The 12,274-nt window shown below is 35.1% G+C and carries 10 protein-coding genes; 5 read left to right on the top strand and 5 right to left on the bottom strand.

Translation table 11 applies throughout. The features are described 5' to 3' along the window. Positions 1–3 precede the first annotated feature (3 nt). The 4 genes from KM149_RS09055 to KM149_RS09040 all read left to right on the top strand — a co-directional run bounded on the left by KM149_RS09055 (position 4) and on the right by KM149_RS09040 (position 6,041). Positions 4–1,566, top strand: coding sequence for a peptide chain release factor 3 (locus KM149_RS09055; RefSeq protein ID WP_182281148.1), 1,563 nt, complete (start codon positions 4–6; stop codon positions 1,564–1,566). Positions 1,567–1,945: 379 nt separating this feature from the next. Continuing rightward, positions 1,946–2,749, top strand: coding sequence for a TerC family protein (locus KM149_RS09050; RefSeq protein ID WP_165545890.1), 804 nt, complete (start codon positions 1,946–1,948; stop codon positions 2,747–2,749). Between the two features lie 251 nt (positions 2,750–3,000). Next, a complete protein-coding gene (locus tag KM149_RS09045; RefSeq protein ID WP_165545891.1) occupies positions 3,001–4,665 on the top strand; it encodes a S1C family serine protease in 1,665 nt (554 codons plus the stop codon). Between the two features lie 11 nt (positions 4,666–4,676). Further along, a complete protein-coding gene (locus KM149_RS09040) occupies positions 4,677–6,041 on the top strand; it encodes a TrkH family potassium uptake protein (RefSeq protein WP_165545892.1) in 1,365 nt (454 codons plus the stop codon). Between the two features lie 114 nt (positions 6,042–6,155). On the opposite strand, the gene dltD is transcribed toward KM149_RS09040, so the two are convergent. From dltD to KM149_RS09015, 5 genes are read right to left on the bottom strand one after another with little or no spacing between them, the layout of a single operon-like run. Beyond that, positions 6,156–7,304, bottom strand: a complete 1,149-nt coding sequence (gene dltD, locus KM149_RS09035) for a D-alanyl-lipoteichoic acid biosynthesis protein DltD (RefSeq protein WP_060830145.1) — start codon at positions 7,302–7,304, stop codon at positions 6,156–6,158. After that, positions 7,301–7,537, bottom strand: coding sequence for a D-alanine--poly(phosphoribitol) ligase subunit DltC (gene dltC / locus KM149_RS09030; protein ID WP_165545894.1), 237 nt, complete (start codon positions 7,535–7,537; stop codon positions 7,301–7,303). The genes dltD and dltC overlap by 4 nt, the downstream gene beginning before the upstream one ends. Before the next feature lie 33 nt (positions 7,538–7,570). After that, positions 7,571–8,788 carry a D-alanyl-lipoteichoic acid biosynthesis protein DltB gene (dltB, locus tag KM149_RS09025; RefSeq protein WP_050331425.1) on the bottom strand — a complete coding sequence of 406 codons (1,218 nt, stop codon included), beginning with the start codon at positions 8,786–8,788 and terminating at the stop codon, positions 7,571–7,573. Beyond that, complete coding sequence (gene dltA / locus KM149_RS09020) at positions 8,785–10,239, bottom strand: D-alanine--poly(phosphoribitol) ligase subunit DltA (protein ID WP_165545895.1); 1,455 nt, start codon at positions 10,237–10,239, stop codon at positions 8,785–8,787. The genes dltB and dltA overlap by 4 nt, the downstream gene beginning before the upstream one ends. A gap of 18 nt (positions 10,240–10,257) precedes the next feature. Continuing rightward, positions 10,258–10,386 (bottom strand): teichoic acid D-Ala incorporation-associated protein DltX, encoded by a 129-nt coding sequence (locus KM149_RS09015; protein ID WP_081635134.1) that lies wholly within the window; start codon positions 10,384–10,386, stop codon positions 10,258–10,260. Positions 10,387–10,740: 354 nt separating this feature from the next. Here KM149_RS09015 and KM149_RS09010 point away from each other — a divergent pair, with 354 nt between their 5' ends. Next, positions 10,741–12,246, top strand: a complete 1,506-nt coding sequence (locus tag KM149_RS09010) for a bifunctional metallophosphatase/5'-nucleotidase (RefSeq protein ID WP_241415319.1) — start codon at positions 10,741–10,743, stop codon at positions 12,244–12,246. Positions 12,247–12,274 lie beyond the last annotated feature (28 nt).

Below are 12,274 nucleotides of genomic sequence, written 5' to 3'. Positions count from 1 at the left end.
AAGATGAGTATTAAAGAAGAAGTGACGTCTCGGAAGACCTTTGCAATTATATCGCATCCGGACGCTGGGAAAACGACATTAACAGAAAAATTATTATATTTTAGTGGTGCTATTCGAGAAGCAGGTACAGTCAAAGGTAAAAAAACAGGTAAATTTGCGACAAGTGACTGGATGAAAGTAGAACAAGAACGTGGGATTTCTGTAACAAGTTCAGTCATGCAATTTGATTATGATGATTTTAAAATCAATATTCTCGATACACCCGGACACGAAGATTTTTCAGAAGATACCTACCGTACATTAATGGCCGTAGATAGTGCAGTGATGGTTATTGACTGTGCGAAAGGAATTGAGCCACAAACTTTGAAACTCTTTAAAGTTTGTAAAATGAGAGGTATTCCTATTTTTACATTTATTAATAAGCTCGATCGTGTAGGGAAAGAGCCTTTTGAATTATTAGATGAAATAGAAACGACGCTAGGGATTGAAACTTATCCAATGAATTGGCCAATCGGTATGGGACAAGGGTTCTTTGGTATTATTGACCGTGCAACACGTACAATTGAGCCTTTCAGAGATGAAGAAAATGTGTTACACATCAATCAAGATTATGAACTTGAAGAGTCACATCCTATCGCGAATGATAGTTTATTTGAACAAGCGATTGAAGAACTTATGTTAGTAGATGAAGCAGGCGAAACATTCGATGAAGAAGCACTTATGAAAGGGGATTTAACACCAGTATTTTTTGGTTCTGCCCTTGCGAATTTTGGTGTGCAAAACTTCTTAAATGCGTATGTCGATCATGCGCCAATGCCTCATGCGCGTCAAACTGAAGAAGAAGTTGAAGTGAGTCCTTTCGACCCACAATTTTCTGGATTTATTTTCAAAATTCAAGCCAATATGGATCCTAAACATCGAGACCGCATCGCTTTTATGCGCGTAGTAAGTGGTGCTTTTGAAAGAGGCATGGATGTCACACTCCAAAGAACAGGTAAAAAGCAGAAAATCACACGTTCAACAAGCTTTATGGCAGATGACAAAGAGACAGTCAATCACGCTGTAGCAGGAGATATTATCGGTTTATATGATACAGGTAATTACCAAATTGGAGATACGTTAGTGGCCGATAATCAGAAGTTCCATTTCAAAGCATTACCGCAATTCACACCAGAAATATTTATGAAAGTATCGCCAAAAAATGTCATGAAACAAAAACATTTCCATAAGGGGATTGAACAATTGGTACAAGAAGGGGCAATTCAATATTATAAATCTCCGCATACCAATCAAATTATTTTAGGTGCTGTGGGGCAACTTCAATTTGAAGTGTTTGAGCATCGTATGAAAAATGAATACAATGTTGACGTGGTCATGGAGCCTGTAGGTAAAAAGATTGCACGTTGGATTGAAAACGAAGAAGATGTTCAAGACAAGATGAGTACTAGTCGCTCAATTCTTGTTAATGATCGTTACGACAATAAAGTCTTTTTATTCGAAAATGATTTTGCGACACGTTGGTTTGAAGAAAAGTTCCCAGAAATTAAACTGTATAGTTTACTGTAAGAAGTGGGACGTGTACTTTAAAGAGTGAAAAAATTATTTTTGTATTGTTATTTTGATAGAAAATTGGGTATAATGTTTACATCATAATTAAATACCTGTGACTGACTTTGGTCAGAGGGGAGTAACTTGATTAACGTGTCAATCGTTAATAACGCTTTGTCGTCATTACGAAGAACAATGATTCTTCCGGTGAAGCGGGCATCTGTTTGTGCTAAGTGAGACCTTTGCTATTGATTTAGCATGGGTCTCTTTAATTATGTCTGTGACATAAAGACAGTAACAGAGACGCTTAATCAAATGTCTATTGATATATTGAGTGTTTATAAAAACTTTTTGTCATATTTCAATTACTGATAAAAGTCAAAGGAGTGATCTTGCAATGGATCCAAGTTTGTTATTAACGTACGGATGGGTTATATTGGTTTTAGTCTTTTTAGAAGGCTTATTAGCAGCTGACAACGCCATCGTAATGGCTGTTATGGTTAAACACTTGCCACCAGAACAGCGTAAAAAAGCCCTCTTCTATGGTTTACTAGGTGCTTTTGTATTTCGTTTTATTGCTTTATTCTTGATTAGTATTTTAGCTAATTTCTGGTGGATTCAAGCATTAGGTGCAGCCTATTTAATTTATATGTCCGCTAAAAATCTATATGAGTTTTTCAAAACTAAAGATAAAGGCCACGAGTACCCTGACAATGATGATCATCATTATGACTCTGAGGGGGTAGAGAAAAAAGTGAGTGCTAAAGCGTTTTGGTTAACTGTGGCTAAAGTTGAATTTGCAGATATTGCGTTTGCCATCGATTCAATGCTCGCAGCATTAGCAATTGCCGTGACATTGCCAAAAATTGGTGTCCACTTCGGTGGTATGGATGCCGGTCAATTTGCGGTTATGTTTGTGGGCGGATTAATTGGTGTCATCTTAATGCGTTTTGCAGCCTCTTTCTTTGTGGAGTTATTAAATAAATATCCTGGCTTAGAAGGTGCGGCTTTCGCAATTGTAGGTTGGGTTGGTATTAAACTTGTCATCTTAGTACTTGCACATGATGACATCGGATTAATTCCACACGATTTCCCACACTCAGCAACATGGCAAATTATATTCTGGACAGTTATGATTGGACTTGTCGTTATCGGATGGTTCACATCAATGGTTAAAAATAAAAAAGATCAAAAACATTAACATGTTAAAAATCAAATAGTGATATACAGGGTTCGAACAAAGGATTGTTCGGACCCTTTCCTATTAAAAGGGTTATGACATGAAAGAAAGAAATTTACTTTTAGAGCCTTGAACGCAACAATCTCATGTCGCTTTGATGATGAATTTTGTAACGACAGATTTAGGATTTTTGATATTAAAAAGTGAATTTTACAGAAATTTAAGCGCTGATATGTCATAATAGAGTAAGAGCAACATAAGGAGGGCGTGCAATGGATCAGGATAAAAAACATGTGATTCCGAGACATCTATATAAAAGAAAAAGACGTGAGTTTTTTCATAATGAAGAGCGTGAAGCCAGATTGAAAGCAGAAAAAGAAGAAAATGCGCTCAAAGCTGAAAAGGAAAAGGCTCAAGTTAAAAATAATGAAGAGCGTGTGAAAGACAATCTACGCAAAGCACGCATTGAAAAAATTACTCATGATGATGGTGATAAGTCCCAAAACAAAGTGAAGCACGAAACAGAACCAAACAAAGAAGCTTCAAGACCGATTCAGGAAACATCGTCTGTGTCAATTAATGGCAGTGAAGCAGAGCAATCAAATCATAAAGATGCAGAGGTACAACAAGAAAGGTCAGAACAGGGGCAATTATCAAAACAGGCGTATCATAATGAAAATCAAGATGATCATCAAGGCGCAATGACTAAAACATCTGACAAACATCAACAAGAACATCCTCCGAAGCATCAGTACTCAACGAAGCGCGATTGGACTGAAAAAATCACACAATTTCTTTCTAGAGAATGGGCTAAAATTCTCATTATATTAGCGATTATTTTAGTGGTCATTTTATTATTTGCAATATTTAATAATGTGAATAAAAGTGAAAATGACAATGTCAAACAAGCGATTCAAGAACAGCAACATCAAAAAGGTACAAACAAAACGGTTACTAAAACGATGGAAAACGCGAATCTCGCAGTTAAATCCGTGGTATCTATAGAAAATAATAGTAAGAGTACACCAGATACAGTTCAAGATGCTAAGCAACAAACGCAAGAAGAAAAAGAAAGCGGATCAGGTGTCGTCTACAAAAAAGTGGACGACACCCTTTATATATTGACGAATGCCCATGTCGTCGGTGATAGAGAAAAGCATGAATTAACATTTGGCGACCATCAAACCGCAATGGGTAAAGTAATAGGAAAAGACAAATGGTCTGATCTTGCAGTCATGACCGTTCATGCACCTAAAGGCGATGTTTTAAAGCCAATTAAACAAGGCGATTCAAGTGCTTTAATTTTAGGTGAGCCTGTGATTGTAGTAGGAAATCCTTTAAGTTTAGATTTTCAAAATACAGTTGGAGAAGGCATCGTATCGGGTCTCAATAGAGATGTACCTGTTGACATCGATAAAGATAATGAATACGATACACTATTAAGTGCCTTTCAAGTGGATGCACCGATTAATCCAGGTGATTCTGGCGGTGCCGTTGTTGATCAAAATGGTGAACTGATCGGGATAGCATCACTAAAAATTAGTATGCCGAATGTACAAAGTATGGGTTTCGCGATTCCTATTAATCAAGCGATACATACAGCAAAATTGCTCGAAAAAGATGGTGAAATCAAACATCCAAATACACATCTTCAGTTAGATAATGTCATCGATGTGACAGATGCAACAAAAGATGATTATAACGTGAATAAAAGTTTAACAGAAGGCGTAATGGTGAGTAATATTGACGATGACAGTTCTGCCCAAAATTCAGGGTTGAAAAAGGGTGATGTCATAGTAGAATTAGATGGTAAGCCGGTTAAAGATAAATTGGCCTATCGACAAAAATTATTTGAACATACAAACTTGAAAGAAGCATTAAAATTAAAAGTGATACGTGAAGGTGAGGTTAAGCAAATCTCATATAAATTGAATTAGCTTTGGGGTGAATGGCTTTGTCCATAGTCAAATTTTTATTGAAAAGATCAAGCCCACAGCAAGGGATTGTCTTATATTACCTTGTCGCTATCGTTGGTGCGTTTTTACTGTTGAATTTGCCGGGTGTACATAAACCTGGTGTCAAAGTAGCACCCATCGATACTTTGTTTGTCGCTGTTTCGGGTGTAAGTGTAACGGGGTTAACACCGATAAACATTTCAGAAACATATTCTGCCTTTGGTTACATTGTCTTATTGGTTATCCTTAACATTGGCGGTATCGGTGTAATGGCGATTGGTACATTATTATGGGTTGTATTAGGAAAGCATATTGGAATTCGAGAGCGTCAACTCATTATGTTGGATAATAACAGAGAATCGATGAGTGGGACAGTTAAGTTAATTTTAGATATTGTAAGAGCAATTTTAGTGATTGAGTTAGTAGGGGCAACACTGTTAGCATTTTATTTTTATCGTGATATTCATAACATCAAAGAGGCTATCTTACAAGGTGTGTTTGTTTCTATCTCAGCAACAACGAACGGAGGTCTCGATATAACAGGTGATTCACTCATTCCATACGCGAATGACTACTTTGTCCAAACGATTGTTATGTTTCTGATCGTATTAGGCTCAATTGGTTTTCCTGTGTTATTGGAGATTAAAGCTTATATTAAAAATAGAATACCTAATTTTAGATTCTCTTTATTTACGAAAGTTACGACCGTCACTTATTTAATGATATTGATTGCTGGTGTACTCGGTATTTTAATGATTGAAGGTCGTGGTGTTTTTGCACACGAATCATGGCACAAAACTTTGTTTTATGCCATGTTTCAGTCTGTGACAACGCGAAGTGCGGGATTAGAGACATTCGACGTTTCTCAATTTTCAGATGCAACCAACTTATTAATGGGTGCATTGATGTTTATCGGTTCCTCTCCAAGTTCTGTTGGTGGCGGTATACGTACAACGACTTTTGCGATTATTATTTTATTTGTGATTAATTACAAGCCGAATGCTGAGAAATCCTCAATTAAAGTGTTTAATCGAGAAATCCATAATCAAGATATTCAACGCTCATTTGCAGTGTTCTGTATCGCGATAATGCTCACGTTTTTAGGGATGTTTATAATCATTCTGTCAGAAGGAAGTCATATTGAATTTGTTAAAATTTATTTTGAAATTATGTCTGCCTTTGGGACGTGTGGGTTATCTACGGGGATTACTTCGCAGTTAAGCAATGTCTCAAAAGTTGTGTTGATGGTTTTAATGTTTATCGGTCGTGTAGGTTTAATCTCATTTATCATCATGATTAGTGGTAACCGTGAACCATCAAAATATCATTATCCAAAAGAAAGAATTCAGATTGGTTAAAAGGATAACTTTGCATTATTTCTTTGAAAGTAGCAATCTATTTTAATCTATAAAAAGGACCTCCATCTTATTTTGGAGGTCCTTTTTATGTTTCATACTTTTAAGGAAGTATGATTAATTTTTAGAATGAATATGTTCGTCAATGTGACGTGTCACATCAACCCAACCACGCCAACCAACGTGAACGGCATCACTCATATAGTAAGGTTCATAATCTTTATCTGATAAATCTACGACATGACCATGATGAGCCTCAATTGTTTTTACTATTTTTTGAGTAACCGGCAATCTTCTTTCTTTTGGAAGATTGATATGGTCATACCACTTACCATTAACAGGTAAGAGTACGTATTGCACGTCTGCACCTGAGTGGTTTAACGTATCTACGAGTAAAGCGAGGTCGTCATATTCAACTGAATTTGTATGGAATTCATGTTGACGGCTTACAGATTTTTTCTTCTGTAATTTTTTCCAATATTTATCTTTAATGTGATATGGATTTGTTTGACTTTGACTTTTTCCATATTCTAAAGCGTTTTCGTCTAATTTATTCCAGTTTAATGGTTGTTTCTTGTGTTCTTCTAACAGTTGTGGAAGTTTATTCGTGTGATGAATCGGTAAATAAGCACGTATCGCTTCCATTTTTTCCAGATGGTTCTCATATAAAGGATTTAAGAAATGACCATCTGAATGATGTTGAGTAGCCATATTTTTTAAAAACTCATTATCTTTATTATCTTTAAAGTGCAATAAGCGTTTTGCAAAACGCACTTTGATATCATTTGGAATATGTGGATTTTCAAAAATACTGTTGATTTGTAACTTAGAAGAACGCCCTTGATAGTTTAACTCAGTTAATCCATGTTTAGTAAACCATTGAGGTGAAACAATCACTGTCATTTTTTTGTCTTTCAAATGATCATATTGAGCGCCCAATGTCATCACTTGAATCAGGTCCGTCGAACCGCCGATACCCATATAAAATAAATCTTTTGTATGTCCTTTAAGTAATAATGCTGGTTGAAAAGGATCATCTTTTGTAAGTTCACTTGAACCATATACAGGGTAATAATGTGAGTCTTTAAGCATGTCAGTTTGTAAATATTCACCTTTTAACATGTTACTGTCATTAGCAACTTGATATTTAGGTAATTGGCTTGAGAGGTGAGGTGGAACAAACCATTTTGCTGGTAACAATATAAAGACAACAAATAATACGATACTTGTTAAAAATGCAATGAAGTAATGTTGCTTTGATTTCATCGTAATTTTGCCAATTCGTTAATGATTTGATTTGGCGTTCCCCAATCCTCTCTATTAAAGTCCATAATTGATACTTCGATATCAAGTTCCTCTTGAAAAGCAACTAATAATTGAACTGACTGTAAAGAATCCATAATACCCTCTTCGAAAAGTTGAATGTCAGGGTTTGTTTTTACAACATCGTCTTCTGCAACTTCCGCAATAATATCTAAAACTTTTTCATTAAAATCCATAAATATCGCTCCTTGTAAATTAAGTTTTAATCATTAAATTAATTGGCCTGAGAAAATTAAAAAGCCGAATGCAACAAAGTGGAATGTGATTACAATGCTTAATACATTGATGACAGGGTGATTCCATTTGCCAAAACGTTTCTTACGCCATTTTTCATAGTAGTTATAAAGGAAAAATAGCAATGCGTGATAGAGACCATACGCGACATAAAACCATTCAAATCCATGCCAAAGCCCCATGATACCAAAGTTAAGTAAAAATGCGATATTAGAAACATGGAACGTTGATTTAATGTATTTTTTCTTTGCCATAAAGAACACAAAACGCATGTAAATACAGTCACGGAACCAGAATGATAAAGTCATATGCCATCTATTCCAAAAGTCTTTGATGTTTTTAGCACGGAAAGGTTGATTAAAGTTCATCGGTGTTTCGATGCCATAGATATAACTTAATGCAATCGCAAATAAACTGTATCCAGCAAAATCAAAGAATAGATAGAAACTGTAAGTGTACATATAGAACCAGTAATCCCCAAATGTTTCTAGATGTCCTGTGTAAGGCGTAACCCCATAGTTTTGTATAACATGGGCAATGATATATTTATAAAGAAAACCAAGCATAATAAAATGAATGGCTTTGCCTAGTAGTTGACGATAACGCTCTTTTGTAAGTTCTTTATCATCATCTTTCTTAAAGCGACGATAGCGATCAATTGGACCTGAAGAAATCGTAGGGAAGAATGAAATAAACTGAATCAGCTTTATGACGTCTACTTTTTCTTTGAGTGTATGGTCATGAATTTCCATAATCAATTGAACACTTTTGAATGTGATATAAGAAATACCAAGGAATGCAAATAATTCAACAAGTTTTGAACTATGCATATGCAATTGTCCTTTACCAAGCCATGAACTTTGTAAAAGTTTAACCATAAATAATGGTGCAATCGATAAAACTAAAGCTAAGACATAGTAAGACGTTGAGCGATTTTGTGAAGTCATTCGCTCATAAACTTTAATAATCAAAGTTTGCCATAAAATATACGCAATGAAACTTATTAGTGGATAACTTATATAGCTAATTCCAAATAGGTTATGTTTTTTGTCAGCAAATATAATGACAATCATGATTGCTGTACTGATAAAATTGTATACTTTAGACCTTTTTCCGAATAACCCTAATATAATAACAGGGAGTAAAACAATGAGTGCAATCACAAAGAAATGAAAACTAGTGTATGGCGTCATGATTGATATACCTCATTAATTCGTTTGCGGTCTAATTTACCATTGTTTGTCAATGGCATTTCATCAGTAATCTCGATTTTTTTAGGAATCATATAGTCAGGTAATTCTTTTTTTAGACGCGTCTTGATTTCATGGCTAATGTCTTCAAAATGAGCGCCTTCAGCATTCAATTTTACAACCCCTGTAAGATAAACAATCTTACCTCTTTTATAAATAGGGACTACCATTGAAGCACTGATAAATGGTAAAAGGTTCATTCTTGATTCGATTTCTTCAAGTTCCATACGATAACCGTTATATTTGATTTGGTTATCGATACGACCTTTAATAAACCACATCTCATCCTGATGTACAGCGCGATCACCTGAATAGTAAGCGCGTTGTGCATCTTCTTTAAAGAATGCTTTTTCCGTCTTTTCAGGATCTTTCAAATAACCTGCACTTACCGAGTTTCCTTTGATGATTAATTCGCCTTCATCAGTTACACTTAACGTGGTACCTGGTCTTGGTACACCAACAGGTACAGTGTCATATTGTTCTAATAAAGATTGTGTGACTCTCACACTCGTGATGGCAACAGTGGCTTCTGTAGGACCATATGTGTTGTATAAATAAGAATCTGGAAACTTATTTAATAATGTTTTAGCTGTACGATGTGCCAAAACTTCACCACAAAATAAAAACGTTCGAAGCCCTTCCATGCCATTAGCATCAAATTGAGGAAGCATCAAACAGATTTCCATAAATGATGGTGTGGAGACCCAAACATTAATTCGTTCACTTTGGAACAATTCATATAAAGATTTAGGTGCAGCAATCATTTCTTTATCAATGAGTAACAGTGTGCCTCCTGAAAGTAAACAAGGATAGATGGCCATTACTGATAAATCAAATGAAAACGGTGCTTGGTTGACCCAAACATCTTTAGTTCCATATTGATTAAGTGAATCCACCCAGTTTGCAAATTCAACGAGACTATCGTAGTAAATTTCGACACCTTTTGGCATCCCTGTTGATCCAGATGTAAAGATGGTGTAGGCAATTGCATCACCTTTAATCGATGTGAAGGGTACCTCTTCTGTAAATGATTGAATATCTTGAATAAAATATTCAGTTGATACGTGTTGACCTATTGTTGCGTCAGTTGTATTAATAATATATTGCGGTACAACTTTCTCTAAAATATGAGAAATACGATTTGCAGGGATGGATTGATCAATTGGGACATAACCACATCCTGCTTTAAGTGCAGCAATCATACCCACAATCATAAATGGTGACATATGACCATATACAACAACTGGTGCGCTGCTATTTGAGAGTTGTGCCGCTAAGCGGTTCGAGTATGTTTCTAATTCTAAATAACTTAATGATTCACCACGATGTTGAACGGCGATATCATTAGGCTGTGTCTGACTGTACTGTGCAATCATTTTTAAAACATCTTTCATGTTTTAGCTCCTTTAATATTAAAAATCATTATAAATAAATGTGTTATGCGCATCGCCATTGCCATATATAAAGTACAAAGTCAACATAATAGCAAAATAAAGTAACGTTAAGGCGACGAATCTAACAGATGAGCGATTGAAATTCATAAACAATATTCACCTTTCGTGTAATGATTCATGACGTTTTGATAATGTAATTTAATCCGATAAAGTTAATTTAAGTTAATATTTTCTGAAAGTCAATTCATTTCTTGTAAAAAAGGATAAAAATACAAGAAAATAGGTCTGAAGATGTATGAGAATTTGTTAAAAAAATAAAAATATTTTTATAGTAAAATGAATAACTGAAAATAGATATATAATTAATAAGGTGCAGTTTAATCAAGGGCTATTGAATTTGATTGTGTTTATTAATGAAAGAGGATTCTTTTTATTCAATCGTTAAAGGGTTTAAAAATATGGTAAAATACGAATTGAATAATAATGATTGGGGTGAAAGCAATGAGTCAGCATGATGAAATGAATATCCAGATTATTGCGACGTCTGATATGCATAGTTATATTTTAAATGAAAGTGAGCGTTCAAATATTTATCGGGCAGGTACATATATTAATGAAGTAAGACGTCAATATGACCATGTCGTCTTATTGGATAATGGTGGTAATTTAGCTGGAAGTATCACTGCGTTTTATTATGCCGTCATTGCACCATATAAACGCCATCCGATGATTAAACTTATGAATGCAATGGCATATGATGCAAGCGGGATAAGTTCGAATGAGTTTAAATATGGTTTGGACTTTTTAAACCGCTCTATAGCACTTGCACGTTTTTCTTGGTTATCAGCTAATATTGAATACTCAAGAACAAGAGAACCTTATTTTTCAACACCTTATATGGTGAAAAATATTAATGGTTTAAAAATTGCGGTTGTGGGTTTAACTTCAGAAGGGCTAATGAAAAATGAAAATATAGAAATGGAATCAGATGTTACAGTAGAGAAAGCAACTGTAGCTGCTAAAAGATGGATTCGTTATATTTACGAAACGGTAGAACCTGAATTTTTGATTGTATTGTATCATGGAGGATTATCTAAGTTAAGTCATGATTCGAAATCACAAGGTGAGAATCAAGCAGAAATGATTATGAAACAAGTGGGAATCATTGATTTAATGATAACAGGGCATCAACATGAGACAGTAATTGAAAATGACGGTGAAACGCTATTTGTTCAAGCGGGACAAAATGCTGAGAATTTAGTGCATGTAAATGTTAAATTTCGTAAAAGACGGAATTCATTTGAACTGCTCGAAATGGAGCCTGAAATTGTCTCTTTAAACGAATATGAAGAGGACCAGTCACTGTTAGATTTAACACATTATGACCGAAAAGCGGTGAGAAGTTGGAAAAATGAATCCATTCATCATCACGATATAGATATGTGTTTTTCACATCTTCATGAGCTCCTTGTTCAACCACATCCATACATCCAATTATTACATGAAAGTCTCGTTCAAGAATTGGAAGCAAACATGACATGCGTCAATTTGCCTTTACCTAATGCGACGGGTTTAAAAGGTGTCTTGAAAAATGAAGACATATACAATATGTACCCACATCCTGATAAGCCAATGGATATGACACTGAAAGGGAGCGTTATTAAACAGCTCATTGAAGAAAGCGTAGCCCACCTTGAATGGGATGACAACTATTTAACTGTTGGTGACATGGATCCGACGCACTTTTTATTTTGGTCAGGTTTTGATTTCACAATTGATATCAATCAGCCGCCATATCATCGTGTGACACAGTTCGGTTTACGTGAAGATTATAGTTATCGCATTGTCATGACAGATTATATTTATCGTCACTATAAGGAAATTTTACAAGATGTGACATTACATCAAACTTATCCAGTAACGATGCCAGAGCTAATTGCGAAAATTCTTAAACAACAGTTAGAAATTAAAAGACCTAAGTCGAATATGTCCATTACCGGTTTATAATAAAAACCCCGTAAGACTAAGCGAAAGT

Origin of the sequence: Staphylococcus coagulans (assembly GCF_022557135.1) — a bacterium.
Lineage (GTDB): Bacteria > Bacillota > Bacilli > Staphylococcales > Staphylococcaceae > Staphylococcus > Staphylococcus coagulans.
This window is presented reverse-complemented; position numbering and strand designations above follow the sequence as displayed.